At 47.8% G+C, this 18,372-nt stretch carries 18 protein-coding genes; 11 read left to right on the top strand and 7 right to left on the bottom strand.

Features of this window, described 5'->3' with window-relative positions; genetic code table 11:
* The first annotated feature begins 4 nt into the window (after positions 1 to 4).
* The 9 genes from MHB46_RS25510 (at position 5) to MHB46_RS25470 (ending at position 8,312) form a co-directional block, all read left to right on the top strand.
* Positions 5 to 877, top strand: a complete 873-nt coding sequence (locus MHB46_RS25510; RefSeq protein ID WP_061829181.1) for a 3-hydroxyacyl-CoA dehydrogenase family protein — start codon at positions 5 to 7, stop codon at positions 875 to 877.
* Complete coding sequence (locus MHB46_RS25505; protein ID WP_013310675.1) at positions 874 to 2,070, top strand: acetate/propionate family kinase; 1,197 nt, start codon at positions 874 to 876, stop codon at positions 2,068 to 2,070. The genes MHB46_RS25510 and MHB46_RS25505 overlap by 4 nt, the downstream gene beginning before the upstream one ends.
* A 132-nt stretch (positions 2,071 to 2,202) precedes the next feature.
* Positions 2,203 to 3,498: an asparagine--tRNA ligase gene (asnS, locus tag MHB46_RS25500; RefSeq protein ID WP_341163904.1), complete on the top strand. Its 1,296-nt coding sequence runs from the start codon at positions 2,203 to 2,205 to the stop codon at positions 3,496 to 3,498.
* A 3-nt stretch (positions 3,499 to 3,501) separates the two neighbouring features.
* The gene (locus MHB46_RS25495) at positions 3,502 to 4,230 is read left to right on the top strand and encodes a DnaD domain-containing protein (RefSeq protein WP_312887656.1); all 729 of its coding nucleotides are present in this window, start codon (positions 3,502 to 3,504) and stop codon (positions 4,228 to 4,230) included.
* Positions 4,231 to 4,300: 70 nt separating this feature from the next.
* Positions 4,301 to 4,921 carry an RNA polymerase sigma factor gene (locus tag MHB46_RS25490; RefSeq protein ID WP_155729679.1) on the top strand — a complete coding sequence of 207 codons (621 nt, stop codon included), beginning with the start codon at positions 4,301 to 4,303 and terminating at the stop codon, positions 4,919 to 4,921.
* Positions 4,918 to 5,388: a hypothetical protein gene (locus MHB46_RS25485; protein WP_341163903.1), complete on the top strand. Its 471-nt coding sequence runs from the start codon at positions 4,918 to 4,920 to the stop codon at positions 5,386 to 5,388. Before MHB46_RS25490 ends, MHB46_RS25485 begins: the two co-directional genes overlap by 4 nt.
* A 95-nt stretch (positions 5,389 to 5,483) precedes the next feature.
* Positions 5,484 to 6,752 carry a multi-tm2 domain protein gene (locus MHB46_RS25480; protein ID WP_341163902.1) on the top strand — a complete coding sequence of 423 codons (1,269 nt, stop codon included), beginning with the start codon at positions 5,484 to 5,486 and terminating at the stop codon, positions 6,750 to 6,752.
* Position 6,753: 1 nt separating this feature from the next.
* A complete protein-coding gene (locus tag MHB46_RS25475; protein WP_165177175.1) occupies positions 6,754 to 7,536 on the top strand; it encodes a hypothetical protein in 783 nt (260 codons plus the stop codon).
* Between the two features lie 164 nt (positions 7,537 to 7,700).
* Entirely contained in the window at positions 7,701 to 8,312 is a 612-nt protein-coding gene (locus MHB46_RS25470; protein ID WP_103048767.1) for a flavin reductase family protein, read from the top strand.
* Positions 8,313 to 8,478: 166 nt separating this feature from the next.
* Here MHB46_RS25470 and MHB46_RS25465 read toward each other — a convergent pair whose 3' ends face one another.
* The 7 genes from MHB46_RS25465 to MHB46_RS25435 form a co-directional block, all read right to left on the bottom strand.
* Positions 8,479 to 9,135, bottom strand: coding sequence for a methylthioribulose 1-phosphate dehydratase (locus MHB46_RS25465; RefSeq protein ID WP_341163901.1), 657 nt, complete (start codon positions 9,133 to 9,135; stop codon positions 8,479 to 8,481).
* The gene (locus MHB46_RS25460) at positions 9,136 to 9,813 is read right to left on the bottom strand and encodes a 2-hydroxy-3-keto-5-methylthiopentenyl-1-phosphate phosphatase (RefSeq protein WP_341163900.1); all 678 of its coding nucleotides are present in this window, start codon (positions 9,811 to 9,813) and stop codon (positions 9,136 to 9,138) included.
* Positions 9,810 to 11,021, bottom strand: coding sequence for a 2,3-diketo-5-methylthiopentyl-1-phosphate enolase (locus MHB46_RS25455; RefSeq protein ID WP_341163899.1), 1,212 nt, complete (start codon positions 11,019 to 11,021; stop codon positions 9,810 to 9,812). Before MHB46_RS25455 ends, MHB46_RS25460 begins: the two co-directional genes overlap by 4 nt.
* A complete protein-coding gene (gene proC / locus MHB46_RS25450; protein WP_165177165.1) occupies positions 11,018 to 11,884 on the bottom strand; it encodes a pyrroline-5-carboxylate reductase in 867 nt (288 codons plus the stop codon). Before proC ends, MHB46_RS25455 begins: the two co-directional genes overlap by 4 nt.
* 39 nt (positions 11,885 to 11,923) lie before the next feature.
* The gene (locus tag MHB46_RS25445) at positions 11,924 to 13,216 is read right to left on the bottom strand and encodes a glutamate-5-semialdehyde dehydrogenase (protein ID WP_341163898.1); all 1,293 of its coding nucleotides are present in this window, start codon (positions 13,214 to 13,216) and stop codon (positions 11,924 to 11,926) included.
* Between the two features lie 12 nt (positions 13,217 to 13,228).
* Positions 13,229 to 14,434, bottom strand: a complete 1,206-nt coding sequence (proB, locus tag MHB46_RS25440) for a glutamate 5-kinase (RefSeq protein WP_341163897.1) — start codon at positions 14,432 to 14,434, stop codon at positions 13,229 to 13,231.
* Positions 14,435 to 14,675: 241 nt separating this feature from the next.
* Positions 14,676 to 15,857: a pyridoxal phosphate-dependent aminotransferase gene (locus tag MHB46_RS25435; RefSeq protein ID WP_341163896.1), complete on the bottom strand. Its 1,182-nt coding sequence runs from the start codon at positions 15,855 to 15,857 to the stop codon at positions 14,676 to 14,678.
* A 176-nt stretch (positions 15,858 to 16,033) separates the two neighbouring features.
* Between MHB46_RS25435 and MHB46_RS25430 the strand changes: the two genes are divergently transcribed.
* Together MHB46_RS25430 and MHB46_RS25425 are read left to right on the top strand one after the other, a co-directional pair.
* Complete coding sequence (locus MHB46_RS25430; RefSeq protein WP_341163895.1) at positions 16,034 to 16,852, top strand: carbon-nitrogen family hydrolase; 819 nt, start codon at positions 16,034 to 16,036, stop codon at positions 16,850 to 16,852.
* 22 nt (positions 16,853 to 16,874) lie between these two features.
* A complete protein-coding gene (locus tag MHB46_RS25425) occupies positions 16,875 to 18,155 on the top strand; it encodes a helix-turn-helix transcriptional regulator (RefSeq protein ID WP_341163894.1) in 1,281 nt (426 codons plus the stop codon).
* Positions 18,156 to 18,372 lie beyond the last annotated feature (217 nt).

Here is an 18,372-nt window from a genome sequence, read left to right as displayed (position 1 = left end):
AATCATGCAATTTAAAAAAATCGGCGTCATCGGCGGCGGCACCATGGGACAGGGGATTTCTGAAATGCTCGCGTCCAAAGGAATCGATGTGCTGCTGGTAGAGCAGACACCAGAGAAACTAGACTACGCCTACAATATGATTGAAACGAGTCTGGACAAACAACTGGAAAAGTGGGCAATTACTCAGGCTGAGAAAAAATTGATCTTATCCCGTATTCAAAAAGTAATCCATTTGGCGGAGCTCGGCAGCTGCGATATGGTCATTGAGACTATTACAGAGAATCTGGACGAGAAGAAAGCAGTGTTCCAAGAGCTAGACTATGTGTGTCCAAGCAATATTATTCTTGCAAGTAATACATCCACGCTGAGCCTGACCGAGCTTGCTAGCTCGACCAAGTATCCTGAGCGTGTTATTGGTATGCACTTTATTTATCCAGTATCCCGTATTGATCTTGTAGAAATTATTCGTGGTTTGAAAACTTCGGACGATACATTTGAACACACTAAAATGTTCGTGGAAGAAATAGTGGAGAAAAAAGGAGTCATGATTTATGAATCTCCTGGATTCGTAACAAGCCGGATTATCTGTCTGCTGATTAACGAAGCGGCCCATGTACTTCAAGAGGGCGTGGCTTCCGCTGAAGATATTGATGACGCTATGCGAATCGGCTATAACTTCCAAAGCGGTCCTTTGGAAATGGCTGACCGCTTTGGTCTAGATTCCGTTTTGGCTGCTCTGGAGCGTATGTTCCGTGAATTCGGCGAATTGAAATATCGTCCGTCCATCGTACTGAAGAAAATGGTGCGTGCAGGTAATCTGGGCGTGAAATCGGGCGAAGGCTTCTTTAAGTACGACAAGGATGGTGACCGGATATGAAAATTCTCGTAATCAATGCAGGGAGTTCTTCCCTGAAATACCAATTGTATGATATGACGGACGAGTCCGTTCTGGCAAAAGGATTGGTAGAGCGCATCGGTATGGATTCCTCCATTCTGACGCATAAGCCAACCAATAAAGAAGAATACACCGAAGTTAGCGAAATTTTGGAACATACTACAGCCATCCGTAAAGTGCTGAACGCACTCACAGATGCTGAACATGGTGTAATCTCCAGTACTAGTGAAATTCAGGCTGTAGGCCACCGTGTGGTTCATGGAGGCGAAATCTTCAAACAGTCAGCAGTTGTAACGCCTGAAGCGAAGAGTGAAATCCGCCGCTTGTTTGACCTGGCACCACTGCATAACCCTGCTTCCATGATGGGGATTAAAGCGGCTGAATTGAATATGCCAGATGTACCGCAGGTTGTGGTATTTGATACCTCGTTCCATCAAACCATGCCTGAAAAAGCTTATATGTACGCCATTCCAAGAGTGTTGTACAATAAGTATAAGGTTCGTCGTTACGGTGCCCACGGCACTTCCCATGATTTTGTAAGTAAGGAAGCTGCCAAATTCCTTGGTCGTCCTTTGGAAGACCTGAAGATTATCACTTGTCATATCGGTAATGGTGGTAGCGTAACAGCAGTTCAAGGCGGTTTGTCTGTTGATACTTCCATGGGTATGACTCCACTGGAAGGTCTTATGATGGGTACTCGTAGTGGTGATTTGGACCCAGCAATCGTACCTTATGTCATGAACAAAGAAGAATTGACTGTCAATGAAGTCAATTCCATGCTGAACAAGCATAGTGGACTTTTAGCTATTTCGGGTATCAGCAGTGACATGCGTGAAATCACAGAAGGTATGGAAAAAGGCGAAGCTAATTCTACATTGGCATTCGAAATGTATGAATACCGTCTGCGCAAATACATTGGATCGTATGCTGCCGCAATGAACGGGGTAGACGTAATTGCATTTACAGCAGGTGTAGGCGAGAACTCCATCGTTCTGCGTAAGAGAGTGTTGGAGCAATTGACATTCCTCGGTATCGAGCTGGATGAATCGTTGAATGCTATTCGTTCTGGCGAGCCTCGCCGGATTACAACTGCAAATTCAAAGGTAGAAGTACTGATCATTCCAACGAACGAAGAACTGGTTATTGCCCGTGACACGTTCCGTCTGGTTCAGTAGTTCGGTTCGAAAGTGTAAACTTTATGCATGCGGACTATTGTTTGAGTTCCGCATGCACCAAACAGCGAGAGCAAACAGCCTGACCCAGGGGGAAGGGCTGTTTGATTTTCGGTTAAGAGGAGAGAGACGGTCATGACGAATAAAAGTACGATTGCCCAAGTGGGCCGCCATGTAGGGGGAACGGTTACAATCGGTGCTTGGGTAAACAATAAACGATCTAGTGGTAAAATTCAGTTCCTGCAACTGCGCGATGGTAGCGGGTATATTCAAGGGGTTATCGTGAAAAGCGAAGTGTCCGAGGATATTTGGAATGACGCCAAATCCTTGACTCAAGAGAGCTCCCTTTACGTTACAGGAGTGGTGCGTGAAGAACCGCGTAGCCAATCGGGCTTTGAATTAACGGTTACAGGCATTGAAATAATTCATTTGACCGAAAACTACCCGATTACACCCAAAGAGCATGGTGTAGATTTCCTGATGGATCATCGTCACTTATGGCTGCGTTCCGCCAAGCAACGTGCTGTTCTGATCGTACGGGCGGAAATTATCCGTGCGGTACAGGAATTCTTTAACGGCAACGGCTTTACGAAGGTGGATCCACCCATTTTGACTCCTTCCTCTGCAGAAGGCACAACAGAATTGTTCCACATTAAATATTTTGATGAAGATGCGTATTTGACACAAAGCGGACAGTTGTATATGGAAGCCGCGGCAATGGCGCTGGGCAAAGTATATTCCTTTGGTCCAACTTTCCGTGCGGAAAAGTCTAAAACACGTCGTCACCTGATTGAGTTCTGGATGATCGAGCCTGAGATGGCTTTTGTGGATCATGAAGAATCCTTGCGCGTTCAGGAGCAGTTTGTAAGTCATATCGTGCAGTCTGTTCTCAAAAACTGTGCGAAGGAGCTTGAAACAATCGGACGCGATGTTTCGAAGCTGGAGCAAATTCAAGGCGAATTCCCACGTATTACGTATGATGAGGCGATTGCCTTCCTTCAAGGTGAAGGTTTCGATATTCCATGGGGAGAAGACTTTGGTGCTCCTCATGAAACGGCGATTGCTGAAAGATATAACAAGCCTGTGTTCATTACACATTGGCCGACTCACATTAAGGCATTCTATATGAAACCAGATCCGACCCGTCCAGAGGTTGTTTTGTGTGCCGATATGATCGCTCCTGAAGGCTACGGCGAAATTATCGGGGGTTCCCAACGGATTGATGATCCAGCATTGATGGAAGAACGTTTTAACGAGCATAACTTGGCTCGTGAAGCCTACCAATGGTATATGGATTTACGCACCTATGGTACCGTTCCGCATTCCGGCTTTGGACTGGGCCTGGAGCGTACAGTAGCATGGATTTGTGGACTCGATCATGTACGTGAAACGATTCCGTTCCCACGTATGCTGTATCGTTTGTATCCGTAACCGATGACCGGATCATTCGACAAGACGTCAGCGGCAGAATGGGCGGAGGGAGTAGCCTTTGCTATGGAAGCCGGAATGGTCCAGATTCCCTACGCCCTGCTCAAGCATTATCGGACACTTCGGCTGACGGATGGTGAAATGCTGCTACTGATGCAGTTGCTTGCCTTTAAACAAGCAGAACGTAATGAATTTCCAACATGGGAACAATTGCAGTCACGTATCGGATGCACTGCGAACGAAATCGCACTCTATTTCAGTAAGCTCATGAAAGAAGGATTTTTGAGAATCGATTCCGTAGAAGACCGCAGCTCATCCGTACAATTCGAACGTTACAATTTGACGGGGCTGTACCGTAAGTTGGCAGAATGTATGATCGCTGAGCGTAATGAGCAGCATGATGAAGATGACATTTTGTTTGCCGGAAAGCCGGATTTACTGAATGGAATATCAGAATCCTCGCTTACAGAAGAACGGAATTTGTTCACGATTTTTGAGAAAGAATTCGGGCGCCCATTGTCACCGATGGAATACGAGACGATCACCAGCTGGGTGGATCAGGATCGGTATCCCGAGGAGCTGATTTTGCTGGCTTTGAAGGAAGCGGTATTTGCAGGGAAAGTACATTTCCGGTATATAGACCGTATTTTGCTGGAGTGGAGCCGAAACCGTGTTCGTAATGCACAGGATGCCAAAGAATACGCCCAGCGATTCCGTGGTGGCGGACGCAATTGATATATCGGTCTAAATAGGCTTTAATGATAGAGGACACACCATTCCGTCAGGAGGGTGTGTCCTTTTTTAAATATTTTTTTTCGAGATATGCAGGGGAAGGAAATTTCCTGGCGTCTATAGTATTGGGAAGGGGGAGAGCGTCATTGATATAGAGAGAATCATTGAACGAATACGGTCCGGTGACCGGCAGGCGTTCCGTGAGATCGTAGAGCTGTACAGCAAGCATGTATTTCATATCGCCTACTCGGTACTGCATGACAGCAAGGAAGCCGAAGATGCCGCGCAGGAGGCGTTCGTTCAGGTGTACAAGTCTCTCCCCCAGTACCGGAACGAAGGATTTAAAACGTGGCTGAGCCGAATTGCGCTCCACAAAGCGCTGGATATTAAGCGCAAACAGGACAGACGACCCGCAGAGCTTATAGACGTGGCACAATCCCTTGTACAGCTCCCTTCCCGGGATGAGGATGTGCTGGCCCGTCTCATCCGCGAGGAGCAAACTGTAGAACTATCGCAAAAAATTGCCCAGTTGCCCCAGCAACATCGGGATATTATTCAAGCCTATTATATGCAGGGCAAAACTTACGATCAAATTGCAGAAGAGACGCAGGTAGCTTTAAAAACAGTAGAGTCGAGACTTTATCGGGCGCGGCTATGGATTCGAAATCACTGGAAGGAGGAGGAATGGCAATGACTGACCAACAAGATAAACCGTGGATTGAAGGGAAATCGAATGACTGGCATGCTTACATTGCAGGAACTTGCACGATAGAAGAATCTGCCCGGCTGGAAAAGCTACTGCTGGAAGACGAACAGGCGCTGATGTTATATCTTGTTGCACTGGAGCAACTGGAGTCAACTTTAAAAGATTATTCTGCCTGGATGGATACGGAGCGCTTCATAGATCAGGTAATGGCCGTTCTTCCCGAGATAGAAGCTGAACCGAGTCAAGTTATGTTTAAAAAACGCCGCTGGTTTGAAAAACCTGTGTTTCATTATGTTGTCGCCGCAAGCCTAACGTTGATCTTGTTGTCCAGTGGAGCCTTTGACAAAATGATGCCGCAAATAGACGGAAAGCCGATTCCTCCAAAAGAACGCGTTTCTTACAGTGAAGAGGTCATGCGAGCTACAACAACCTGGCTCGATAAATTAAAGCCCTAAATCATCGGATAAAGGCTGAGATGAAAAAACTCAAAAATAACAACCTTCAATTGGGAACTTTATCAAAATCCCATAAATAGAAAGGAAGTGTAGCGATGCCTTATACGGAAAGAAGCAAGCTCTTGGCATTTCTATTGAACATCATTCCCGGTGTGGGACACTATTACTGGACCCGAAAAGCCAATGCGTTTGTATACACCATTTTGTTTTTCGGATGTCTGGCGGGAGGATTATTTTTTTCAGTGATATCAAGTGACGAAATGCCTTTATTGGCCAGTATGTTTGTTGCCGCCCTTTTCTGGGGACTCAGCACGCTGCATATTATTATTAGCTTGTTGCGTTATGATCCTCGTACAGTCGCTGCTCCATACCCCCCTCATGCAGGGCTCAATCCATATGATTTTTACTCGCAAAATGGACCTTATGGACAGGCTGGTTTAACAGGGGAGGTACCGGAGGGGGCAACACACGCAGATACGGATGTACCGGGAGCAGGAATGGGATATGGCCCGGGCTATAATAACCATTATCAACAAGGACACTATGGTATGGCAGGATCACCTGCTTTTCAAAGAGGATCGGAGAATGAACGCTTTTTTACGATTTTGCTGTCGTTCATTCCTGGATTGGGACACCTCCATTTGGGGCTGATGCAGCGTGGTTTGTCTTTTTTACTGTCCTTCTTTGGCTTTGGTGCGATTCTTATCTTTATTACTAGCATTACTAACGAATCCGGATTTTTGGCCTTTGCGGGCGTGTTGCCGATTATTTGGCTGTATTGCATGTTTGATGCGGTGCAGCATGTACATCGCAAACAAGCTGGAGAAATTCTTCAGGACCGGACTTTGTTTGAGGAACTGGAGCATGGAAGAATCGAGGGACGCCGAAGTAAAATGCTGGCTACCATTTTATCGGTATTTCCCGGTGCCGGACATATGTATATAGGTTTGCAAAAGCGTGGACTCCAACTCATGCTTTTGTTTTTAGGAGGCATCTATGTACTGGACGTGCTGCATCTTTCACTCTTTTTGTTCCTGCTTCCGGTGGTTTGGTTTTACAGTTTTTTTGATGCATTGCAGCAAGTAAGCCGTTATGGACGGGAGCCGCTGATCGACAAACCTGTGATCGGTATGTTTGCACAATATCACCGCTGGGTAGGCTTGGGGTTACTATTGCTGGGCGCCTATTACATCTTAATTAACGTACTAGTTCCTACTCTGGATCGTCTGTTTCCAAACGGAGAGATTTATAATTTGGTTGACATGTATCTACGGACGATTATCGTATCCTTATTGTTGATCGGCGGTGGTATTTGGATGATGATTGGGAATTCCAAATCTAAACGAGTAAAGGAGAAGCAATAGAATGGATACTGAATTTTCAAAGAGTGAGGCTCCCTTAAAGGGAGTCCATCATCCTCATAGCGATGGAGGAGGTGCCACAGGTATATTGGGTACATCATCTAACAAAAATAGCTCCTCTAAAGCGTCAAACACTCCGGCAGGGGTGTGGAAAGTTGGAAGGCTGTCAATGGGACTTTTCCTTGTCCTGCTGGGGGGCGTAACGTTTGCCTCCAAGTTTTGGGGAGCGGGCATTCTGGACCAGGCATTAACCTGGTGGCCTGTCGTTTTTGTTTTGCTGGGATTGGAAATTTTAATGTATACTGCTTGGAAAGGGACGCGTGAGCGCATTGGTTATGATTTGTTCAGTATGTTTATTACGGCGGTATTGGTTTTTTGCTGTATCGGATTTGCCTTGGTCAGTTCATTGGGAATCACTCCACAAGTCAGAGAAATAATGAGTTCGGTTCAGGAAACAAGGGTTCTCCCAGACTGGCATGAAAAACTACCTGCCGGAGTGAACAAGGTGATTGTACAGGGGGAAGATCCTTATGCGGTCAAAATTGACGCAACCACCTCACCGGAAGTGCATGTGTTCGGAAGTTATGTATACACAGGCAAAGAGGACGAATTAAAAGGACAAGATTTATATCAAACCAAGCAAATCGGCGATACCTTGTATGTATTACTGGGTCAAATTCCGACACGTTTTATGCAGACTCAGCAGCAGCTTGATGTTACGATTGCTGTACCTGAGGGAACTACGGTTACTGTGCGCGATAGCCGAGGAAATATAATTGAAAAATAGGGAGATCTTCCGGCTCCAACTTTACATTTCGTATCATTCACGCGATACTGGAAGGGAGGCCTGAGATGTCATCCATGTCGCTAGCTAATGGTGTATTTGCTTATCAGGCGAAACTTGATGATGTGCAGTCGAATAGCGATTGTGATCGGAAATGAGGGAGAAAAATGATTTCGTTGAATCCTGATACGCTTACAGGGCGTGAAAATTATAAGCTGTTGACTGGAAGTATTATCCCAAGGCCGGTAGCCTTTGTAACGACTTTGAGCAGCGAAGGGGTGCTAAATGGTGCGCCGTTCAGTTATTTTTCCATCGTAGCCTCTGAACCGCCACTGCTGTCTGTATCCGTACAACGTGTTGATGGAGTACCCAAAGATACAGCACGTAATGCGATGGAGCACAAGGCATTTGTCGTACATATCACAGACGAGGACAATGTGGGAGCAGTGAATGTGACGGCTTCCCGCCTGTTGCCGCAGGAGAGTGAGGTTGCACTGGCAGGCCTTACCCCGGTCAAAAGTACAAAAATCGAAGTTCCCGGTGTGGCAGAAGCGAAAATACGCATGGAATGTATTCTGGAACAAGTTATACCGCTGGGAGGCAAGGAGGACTCACCTGCCTGTGATCTGTTAATCGGACGCGTAGTGGAGTATCATTTGTCCGAGGAAGCGTATCAAAATACGTATGTGATTGCTAAGGAGTTGCGTCCAGTAAGTCGGTTGGCTGGGAACAACTATGCGAAGCTAGGAGAGCAATTCACGCTGGAGCGTCCCCAATAGGGGGCGTTTTTTTACAGCATGCCTAAGATTTTATGTGGCTAGTAGAATAGAATACCCTAATTATAAAAAAGAGAACGTTCCTGTGCTATCGCTTAGGCTCCGTTCTCGATATTCAATGGCCACTTTTACAAATAATGATAATCATCTTTGATATTTATGAGTTTATTTACTTCAAAGTTTTCAGCAGCAGGGAGCGATAGGTCGTTTCAAACAAAAATTCAAACGCCTCCAAATGCTTTTTAGCCTCAAATACATCACGGCCCCACGCATAAATGCCGTGGTTACGCAATAAAATTCCAGGCACCTGATCATTTAGTACACCGGGCACCAGCTTGGCAATCGAGGCAATATCTGCGTAATTAGGCAGTACAGGAATATCGATCGCAGCATTTTCGCACCAAATGTTAAAAGCCTTGATCAGCTCAATACCTTGGATAGGTACAGCGCCTTGCTCACCGTAATATTCGGAAATCAGATTATTAAACACGGTATGCACATGAAAAACGGCTCCGCAGCCTGTCAGGCGGTAAATTTCGCAATGTATAAGCGTCTCTGCGCTTGGCTTGAGGTTTGTCGCTTCTGCCGCTTTTCCGTACTGGTCTACGAACAGAAAATCTTCCGGAGTACGCTTGGTTTTATCCTTACCGCTGGCGGTGACTGCAAAATAAAATTGTTCGGGATGAAAGTCACCGATTCGGATCGACAAATTGCCGCTCGTGCCTGGGAACCAGTTGCGAGATGCGAATAGTTCTTTGACATCAGCGAGTTCTTCCAGTGCGCGGCGTTTTTCTTCCAATGAAATGTCTGCCAAGTTAAAACTCATTTACAGCACCCCTTGCTCCTGTTTTTGCTTTAAATCCTCGATAATGTCATCAAATGTTTCAAAGGGTACATGTGGTACGCCAAGCTCTTGACACTTTAAAGTCAGATGCGAACGGGAGTACACAAGATCGGCAATTTTAGCTCCTTCAAAATCGGTCAGGCTGTCGCCGATCAAAATCCGTTCGTATTGTCCGGAAGGATATTGACGAATTACAGTCGTTTTACACATGCCACAATCATTTGTACACGGTTCCTCACATGGATGCGGCCACGTAATCTGGATGCGCTCCCCGGAAAAATCCGCTCCGTTGCAATAGACGTGGTCGTGTGGAATGTCAAAGGGTTTTAGCAATGGATCAATAAAAAAATCAATGCCGCCACTGGTGACGAAAAATTGAATCTGCTGCTCTCGTACATAGTCCAAAAAGCGTGCAAAGCCCTCGCGTATACCAGCTTGTCCAAGTACATATGAGATAATTTCGTCCTTTTGTTCCGAAGGCATCAGGGCGAACATCGCACCTACGCCTTCACGAATGGATGTATGCCCATTTACGATTTGATGCATGATGGGCTCACAGCCTGTAGGCTGAAAATGCTTCATAATGGCGACAATATTGTCGCTGTTCGTAATTGTCCCGTCAAAATCGCAAAAAATGACGGGCTTCTTTACTATGCTCATCGTTCGCCTCCCCATGTGTCGAGCGCAGATTGCAGCTCGGGGTGAGTATGGGCGTATTCTGCCAGGGGGACATTCTGCTGTAACGCTTCAATCGCCTGCACAAAGGCGCGCCCACCAGCTTCTGTACCCAGCGGATGACCGTGAATTCCACCCCCGGCGTTGACCACGACGTCGGTACCAAAGTCACGTACAATGAGCGGCACGAGGCCCGGATGAATTCCTGCGGAAGGGACAGGCATGCTGGCCTTCAGCGGTAGATCAGGGTTGATCAGCTCATCGCGGATTGCCATGTTTTCGTCACGCGGCATCGTCACTGAGCCGTAGGGAGAAGGGAAGAGGACGAGGTCAGCGCCAGCCAGCCGCATAAGCTGACCGAGTAGGACGGACGCCGATATACCATAATGCGGCGATGGATAAACAGCACCCGCTAACGAAGGATGGGCTGCAATCGGCACCGAGACGGCGGGATCGCTGCTAAGTTCATGTAGCACATCGTAACCGTAGGCCAACACGTTAAACAGTAACGCGTTGGCACCCGCATCAATGGCCTTGAGAGCTTGCGTCTTAAGCTGCGAGGTCGGTCCCGTTAAATTAGCGGCATACAGCAGCTTTTTACCGGTTTCACGCTCAGCCGCTTTGGCGGCTTTGATGCAGGCTTCGACACGTTTTTCAATCGGCGTCAGCGCGTTTTCAAATAAGATCTCGTCGTCCTTGATCAGATCAACACCACCGAGAGCCTGCCGGGTAAACTGTTCACGAAGTTCGTCCAAATTGAGGCCAATTACAGATTTGAAAATGCTCATGAGCAGGGGGCGATCATACACGCCAAGCTGCTCGCGCAAGCCGCTGATACCGAATTTCGGTCCTGGAAAAGCAGAGCGGAATGCTTCCGAGAAACCCAGCTTCGTTAGCTTAATTCGGCCGTCCATTGAAATTTTGCCGAAGACCGTGACCAGCAGAGCGGGAATGTCTCGGCTGAAGTTGACATCCGGGTAAGCGATGGTCAGGTCCGCGTACCGTTCACCGGGACCTCCATCGTGAATATCCACAGAATGAACCGAGCCAAGATGCTTTTGCATCGCGTCCCGTTTGGCTTGCGGGAGCTCAGTCCAGCTGCCCACCGTCATGCCGATGGCAATAGATTGGGCCTTTTGGTTAAAATCGGCTTTGTCATCGTATACCCGGTAGGTCGCCAAGCAATAGCTCATTCAATTCCCTCCTTGAGTACAGCTCCCATCTCGCGGGATCGTTCAGCGCACCGCTGTACCGCCGCAATTACTGTTTCGTAGAAGTCACCTTTGTCCAGCATTTCCAATGCAGCTACCGTAGAGCCATTAGGAGACATAATTTTGTGGCGAAGGGCAGAAGGCTCCTCTCCGGTTTGCTGCACCATACGTGCCGCTCCAAGCGCGGTTTGCACCGTTAGTTCGTGCGCTTGCTCAGGGGTCAAGCCACCACGGATTCCTCCGGCAATCATGGCTTCCATCAGGTAGTAGACATACGCAGGGCCGCTTCCAGATATCCCGGTCAAAACATCCATTTTCTCTTCTTCTATAACCGTTACCGTACCTACAGATTCGAACATTGTAAGCACGTTTTTACGCTGGATTTCGCTGATCTCCTTGGAAAAGCTAATACCTGTGGCTCCCAGCCCAATTGAGCTGGATGTATTGGGCATCGTCCGTGCGATCGGCTGCTTGCGACCCAGCAACGTTTGCATCGTACGAATAGACAATCCGGCGATTACCGAAATGATCAGCTGCTCATCAGACAGAAGTGGGCCGAGCTGTCCAAGTGCTTGTGCAGCATCCTTGGGCTTCATGGCAAGCACAATGACCGGAGAACGACGCAGAAGCTCGGTTTTGGCGGCATCCTCGGTTTGGAACAAGACTCCATATTGCTTTTGAAGTTCCTCAAGGCGAGCCTGATTACTGCGGTTGATGACGGTAATACCACTAGGTTTGACAACAGAACGAGCCGTCATTCCGCGAATAATAGCCTCTGCCATTGATCCTGCCCCGAAAAATGTAATTTGCTCATTAATTAAAACCTTTGTTTGTGATTCACACATAGATTCATAACCTCCAAGGATACAGATTGATTTAAGTTATTATTCCCTGATTTGTCCAGTACCGTACACGCGATATTTGGTTGAAGTCAAGGCAGGCAATCCCATTGGACCGCGGGCATGTAATTTTTGTGTGCTGATTCCGATCTCGGCACCAAACCCAAATTCGAAGCCATCCGTGAAGCGAGTGGATGCATTGTGGTACACGGCTGCCGCGTCCACTTCTTGCAGAAAACGATCGACATGTGCTTTGTCCTCGGTGACAATACACTCTGAATGCATCGTACCGTAACGGGCAATATGCTCCAGTACTTCGTCCAGATTGTCCACGACCTTTACGTTCATAATGTAATCATTATACTCGGTGCCATAATCCTCTTCTGTAGCAGGAACAGCCCAAGGAACCAATTCTCGTGTGCGTGCACAGCCGCGTAGCTCAACCCCCGCATCACGAAAGCGTTCTGCCAATCCTGTTAAATGTGCTTTTGCATAATCCGAGTGTACGAGCAATGTTTCCATCGAGTTACACACGGACGGTCTTTGCACCTTGGCATTCAGTGTAATCGCTTCGGCCATTGCGGTATCCGCTGTAGCATCCAAAAAGGTATGGCATACACCAGCTCCGGTTTCGATGACAGGTACGGTAGCGTTCTGAACAACATTTTGAATGAGTGAACGCCCGCCGCGTGGAATAATTACATCCAGCAAGCCGTTCAAGGTGAGCATTTCGTTGACCGAGGCACGGTCTGAATCTTCAATAAGTTGAAGCGCCTCGCGTGGCACAGCTGTTGCGTCTAGTGCCTGCTGGAGTACTTCGATAATCTTGCGGTTGGAGAAGAGGGCGGCCGAACCACCGCGTAGCACAACCGGATTGCCTGTTTTCAAGCACAGGCCCGCGGCATCCACGGTTACATTTGGACGCGCTTCATATATGATGCCGATGACACCCAGCGGTACACGTATCTTCTCAATTCGCAGGCCGTTTGGACGTTCAATTTGCTCAAGGGTGTCGCCGACCGGGTCAGGCAGTGCCACAATTTGGCGTAATCCTTCGGCAATAGCTCCGATTCGGTCCTCGGTCAGCTTGAGGCGGTCGAGCAGAGATTCTGATGTTCCCTGTTCCCGTCCACGTTTCAGGTCATTATGGTTTGCTGCAATCAGCTCTTCAGTATGATTTACTAGAGCTTCAGCCATAGCAAGCAATGCTTCGTTTTTCTGTGCTGTAGTCAGGCGGTTCATGACCCCGGCACTTTTTTTAGCAAGATTCGCTTTGGTTCGTACTTCGCTAAACTGGTTCTCCTCGGTTGCAGCTGTGTTAGTCGTTAAATCACTCATGTTACGGCCTCCCTACATACATAATGTAATCCATTCATCCCTGTGGATCACCTCAAGCCGGTGAATGGGACCAATTTTGCCCACAACCTCGCCGCTGGGTAATCCTTGTACATTTCGGAGCTGTTCATCGTCATAATTGACGATGCCGCGTCCTAACACTTTATTTTCCGGTCCGAGCACCTCAACGACATCTCCGGCATGAAAGCTGCCCTCGACACGTCGTACGCCAACCGGAAGTAGACTGTGTCCTCCGTGAACCAACGCTTCCTCAGCCCCTTCGTCTACATGCACTGCGCCCAGAGGGGTGGACATAAATCCAAGCCACTGTTTTTTCATCGGAAGTGAAGAGAGGTGGGTGTTAAAATAAGTTCCCGGTCCGTGTCCTTCGACGGCTGCGTCTAGATCACCATTCGCGCTTACGCGTCCCACATATACAGGTACACCGCCGCGTGTAGCGACTTTGGCAGCTTCGATCTTGGATCGCATGCCGCCAGTACCTACAGACGATCCAGAACCTCCAGCTAATGCATAAATCTCCTCTGTAATTTCTTCGATACGTTCAAAACGTACGGCATTCGGATGCTTGCGCGGATCTGCCGTATATACGCCATCGGTGTCCGTAATGATAATCAGATGCTGAGCTTTGACCAGATTGGCAACCAGCGCGGACAGCATATCGTTATCGCCGAATTTCAATTCGTCAATCGATACAGTATCATTTTCGTTAAAGATCGGGATAACCTGCTGGCGCAGCAATTCTTCTACGGTCATTCCGGCATTATTCATCCGTTTGCGGCTCAAAAAGTCACTACGGGTTAGCAGAACCTGCGCGATCACTAGGTCAAAATCTTTAAAAGCCTGCTCATAGGCCTGCATGAGAAGAGCTTGGCCAACAGCTGCTGCCGCCTGCTTTTCATGCAGTAGCTTAGGGCGAAACGGGTACCCAATCTCCCTGAATCCGGCGGCTACTGCGCCTGATGTAACCAGCAGCACTTCATGACCTTTTGCACGAAGCAAGCTGATTTCCCGGGCAAAATAAGCGATGGCTTCCCGATTCAAGCCACCTTCCACTCCAGTCAGAGAGCTGCTTCCGATTTTAATGACGATTCGTGTTGACAAGACGTCCACTTCCTTAATTTTACTCTTTTTAATGCAAAAAAACTTCCATCCTTTGTATGCAAAGGACGAAAGTTTGTGCTTCCGCGGTACCACCTTCATTGATGATTCATGATCATCCCACTTGAAACCTGTTAACGGCAGGGACCGCCTGATTGCGCAGGGCGCTCGGGGATAGGAGTTGGGAGAGAGTCCAGGTAAATTCTTGCAGCCTATCGGAATTTACTCTCTGAACAGGACCGAGTCTCTCTTAATAGTCCCTTCAACGCGCTAAATGATATTGGATACAGAATACCACGAAAAGACCAGGTTTGGCAAAGAAGTTGTAGCTGGAAAATACGGCTTAACCAAACAGGTTTAGCTTGCCAATTCGATCAGCCGCCTCGGTCAGTCGAGTTTCTGAGCTCAGCAGCCCCGCTCGCACATATCCTTCGCCGCCGCTCCCGAAGCCGATCCCTGGAGCGACAGCCACCTTGGCTTCCCGCAACAGCAGATCGGCAAAAGAAGCCGAAGTATAGCCCTGCGGCACAGGCAGCCAACTGAAAAAGGAGCCGCTTGGGCGCGTCGCCTTCCAGCCTATTTGCCCAAGTGCATCATAAAAAGCGTTACGGCGTGATTCATAGCGGGCTACCAGCTCGCCTACGCAGTTCTGCGAGGCCGTCAGGGCTGTCGCCGCTGCTGCCTGAATGCCGCCAAACAAGCTTACATAAATATGATCCTGTAACAGATTAATCATCGAGATGATTTCGGCATTACCGAGCGCGAAACCAACACGCCAGCCCGCCATATTGTACGTTTTGGACAAGGTATAGAACTCAATCCCCACGTCTTTAGCACCCTCTGCCTGGAGGAAGCTCACCGGACGTTCGCCATCAAATCCAATAGCGCCATAGGCGAAATCACTGGCAACCACAATACCGTTACGTTGCGCGAATTCAACCGTATCCTCGTAAAAAGAAAGTGGAGCCGTTGCCGAGGTTGGATTATTCGGATAGTTAAGGAACATTAACTTGGCGCGGCGGCGGTCTTCCACGGAAATGGCTTCATAATCGGGCAGAAAACGGTTCTCTTCCTTTAATGGGAGAAAAGACATTTCCGCTTTAGCCAAGGCTACACCAGACCAGTAGTCCGGGTAGCCGGGATCAGGGACGAGACACACATCGCCGGGATTGAGTAAGACTTGCGGCAGCTGAACCAAACCTGTTTTTCCGCCAAACAGGATGGCGACCTCGGTTTCAGGGTTGAGCGTCACACCGTAATCCGCCTGATAGCGCTGGGCAACGGCTTCCTTGAGAAAGCTGTAACCGCGAAATGGCGAATATTTATGATACAGCGGGTTATCCGCTGATTCCTGCAAAGCTTTTACAATATGAGAAGGAGTGGGAGTGTCGGGGTTCCCCTGTCCGAGGTTAATGACATCATGTCCCGCCGCAATTTCACGGTTTACATTTTGTACAAGTGTGGCAAAAAATTGAGTAGGTAACTGTTTCATGACGTCAGCGGAGGGAATAGAAAAATGAGTCATCAATACACACGACCTTTTGGAATAGTTTAAGAAATAATCTATCACGATTTTACCGAGTTGTATAGGAGGAATTAAACTTGCATAGTTGCGTAATCCAGACTGATCGGGCTATGATGGGAGAAAATACCGGATAATGGGTCGCGGGAAGCTCCGGCTCACAAGGAGGATGAAGGATTTTGAAGTATCAGGAAGCTCAGCCGTTCAGTGTTGCACTCATACAAGCTTATATAGAGATAGGAAATCCCCCGGAAAACCGCAGTCATATCCGAGCTTTAATGGAACAAGCGATGAAAACCGAACTGAAGCCGGATCTGATTGTCCTGCCGGAAATGTGGAATACGGGCTATGCCTTGGATCGCATTCATGAGCTGGCGGATAAGGAAGGGACGGAGACTCGGGCATGGATAGCAGCGTTCGCAGCCACCCATCAAGTGAACGTAGTAGCTGGGTCAATCGCAGAGAAAAAGAGCGACGGTCATGTGTATAATACGATGCTCGTTTTTGACCGCACAGGCATAGAGGTTGCTTCGTATTCCAAAATTCATCTATTCCGACTTATGGATGAAGAAAAATATTTGCAGCCTGGCGAAGAAAAGGTTTTATTCGCACTGGATGGCGGTATTCAGGCAGGTGCGTCAATCTGCTATGATATCCGTTTTCCTGAACTAGCCCGAAGTTTGGCCTTGTCGGGCGCAAATTTGCTGATCGTACCCGCGGAATGGCCTCATCCCCGGCTTCATCACTGGCGTACCTTGCTGACCGCACGTGCTATAGAAAATCAAATGTATGTCATTGCTTGTAACCGGGTAGGTCGCAGCGGAGAAACTGATTTCTTCGGGCATTCGCTCATAATTGATCCATGGGGAGAAATCATTGCCGAGGGTGGAGAGCAGGAGGAGATTCTCACAGGAACGATTGAGTCTGCCTTGGTGCAGGACGTGCGTGGTCGTATTCCGGTGTTTGAAGATCGGCGTCCCTCACTGTATGACCGATAATCAGTGTAGAAAGGAATACTCCATGCTTAAGGAACGTATTGAATTTTTGTGTAAAAAGAAAAACTTGTCCCGTAAAGAGCTGGTAGACGGGTTGGTTACACCTGCACATTTTGCAAATATACTGGCTGACCGTTACCCTTTGGCAGAGGATTTGGCCGAGCAAATTGCTGGGCGTTTAGGTGTAAAACCATCCTACCTCTTGCGTGCAGCGGCAGAGGATGAGGAGACGCTGGCTACAGCGGATAAGATTTTCACAGAGCTGTCCAAGCTGGCTAATCCTGCCACGGAAAGCTATGTGGATCAGCTGGAGGATCGCAACGATTCGCTTGTGGTGGAAATGACGACTTATTTGATGAAGGCCGTATATTACCAGCAATTAAATGACCCAACGGCCTATGAATATTTACATCAGACCTATTTAAATTTTTATTTGGAGAAGTTTGGCCGTTCGGATGAGGTGGAGCTGCCCGCACCGCTAAAAAAAGCAATTTTATTTTATAAAATCCAGTTTTTCCGCTCTAAAAATCATTATTATGATGTGCTGAATAACGTTACGCAGCTAAGACGTCTGGTGGAAGAGGGGACGGAAAACTGGCTGAATGCGCAAAACATTATGATGGAGGCCTGTATTCAGGTCAAGCAATTTGATCAGGCGAAGCAGGTATTCGAGCAGACGATGCGCAGGGTATATGATGATCGGCTTTTTCACCGTTTGACGGGCCTGTATGTGGCTTACAGCGGATATTGTTTCGCCATGGGTTCTGTACAGGAAGCACTGTTAACGTTGTCTATGGCTGAGGCCAATTTGGTGTATTTGGAAAATGCACCAGATATGCTCACGACTATCCTGAACAACCGGATTATTATGCTAACATCGATTGGCGAGCTGGATAAGGCTTTGGAGGAAGTAGCACGTTTTGAAGCGCTGGTGAGCCGGGAGCGGGAGGAAATGCAGCAGATGATGCTGCCCGTTACGCTGATATATCGTTGTGAAATCGCATTTAACCGGAAAAACTGGGGGCTGCTGTCACAGCATTTGGATCAGCTTCGCCAAACCAATCTGACAATAGGTCAGCAAATGGGGCTTGATTTTTATGAAAGCCAGCTTGCGCTTGCGCAAGGGAATCAGGGCGCCTTTTGGACGCATGCCTTGCAATGCTTGCCTTATTTTGAAGCTCTCCAGCATCCAGCGCGGCTTGAACAGTTATATGAAACGCTGGCAGTTGTGTCCGAGGACAGTCGTCGTTATAAAGAATCATCGGCGTATTATCGCAAATTGGTCTATCTTTTGCGTAAAAAATAGCCTGAATTCACTCGTTTTTCACAAAACTATCGGATGATCGTGCGAAAGAATACTCCAAAGTGTGCAAAATTTTGTGTAAACCGTCCCAGAGTTCAAAATAAACCGGAAAAGTACAGGTTAAAGCTCCTGTTTTTTCGGTTTTTTTGTATGCGCCAAAACGTATTGTGGTGCCATATACCCTCTTTTATACTGAATTCATAGGGAACGACAATACAAA

It is taken from the genome of Paenibacillus sp. FSL H7-0703 (genome assembly GCF_038003485.1).
In the GTDB taxonomy this organism is placed as follows: domain Bacteria; phylum Bacillota; class Bacilli; order Paenibacillales; family Paenibacillaceae; genus Paenibacillus; species Paenibacillus polymyxa_B.
The sequence above is the reverse complement of the archived record's forward strand: the minus strand, read 5'-3'. Positions and strand labels throughout refer to the sequence as shown.

Bases quoted from the DNA above. Each gene is read 5' to 3' on its own strand.
- MHB46_RS25435 (WP_341163896.1), bottom strand. From the start codon at position 15,857: ATGACTCATTTTTCTATTCCCTCCGCTGACGTCATGAAACAGTTACCT.
- MHB46_RS25480 (WP_341163902.1), top strand. From the start codon at position 5,484: ATGCCTTATACGGAAAGAAGCAAGCTCTTGGCATTTCTATTGAACATC.
- MHB46_RS25445 (WP_341163898.1), bottom strand. From the start codon at position 13,216: ATGAGTGATTTAACGACTAACACAGCTGCAACCGAGGAGAACCAGTTT.
- MHB46_RS25475 (WP_165177175.1), top strand. From the start codon at position 6,754: ATGGATACTGAATTTTCAAAGAGTGAGGCTCCCTTAAAGGGAGTCCAT.
- MHB46_RS25460 (WP_341163900.1), bottom strand. From the start codon at position 9,813: ATGAGCATAGTAAAGAAGCCCGTCATTTTTTGCGATTTTGACGGGACA.
- MHB46_RS25425 (WP_341163894.1), top strand. From the start codon at position 16,875: ATGCTTAAGGAACGTATTGAATTTTTGTGTAAAAAGAAAAACTTGTCC.
- MHB46_RS25455 (WP_341163899.1), bottom strand. From the start codon at position 11,021: ATGAGCTATTGCTTGGCGACCTACCGGGTATACGATGACAAAGCCGAT.
- MHB46_RS25470 (WP_103048767.1), top strand. From the start codon at position 7,701: ATGATTTCGTTGAATCCTGATACGCTTACAGGGCGTGAAAATTATAAG.
- MHB46_RS25495 (WP_312887656.1), top strand. From the start codon at position 3,502: ATGACCGGATCATTCGACAAGACGTCAGCGGCAGAATGGGCGGAGGGA.
- MHB46_RS25485 (WP_341163903.1), top strand. From the start codon at position 4,918: ATGACTGACCAACAAGATAAACCGTGGATTGAAGGGAAATCGAATGAC.
- proC (WP_165177165.1), bottom strand. From the start codon at position 11,884: ATGTGTGAATCACAAACAAAGGTTTTAATTAATGAGCAAATTACATTT.
- proB (WP_341163897.1), bottom strand. From the start codon at position 14,434: ATGAAGGTGGTACCGCGGAAGCACAAACTTTCGTCCTTTGCATACAAA.
- MHB46_RS25465 (WP_341163901.1), bottom strand. From the start codon at position 9,135: ATGAGTTTTAACTTGGCAGACATTTCATTGGAAGAAAAACGCCGCGCA.
- MHB46_RS25505 (WP_013310675.1), top strand. From the start codon at position 874: ATGAAAATTCTCGTAATCAATGCAGGGAGTTCTTCCCTGAAATACCAA.
- asnS (WP_341163904.1), top strand. From the start codon at position 2,203: ATGACGAATAAAAGTACGATTGCCCAAGTGGGCCGCCATGTAGGGGGA.
- MHB46_RS25510 (WP_061829181.1), top strand. From the start codon at position 5: ATGCAATTTAAAAAAATCGGCGTCATCGGCGGCGGCACCATGGGACAG.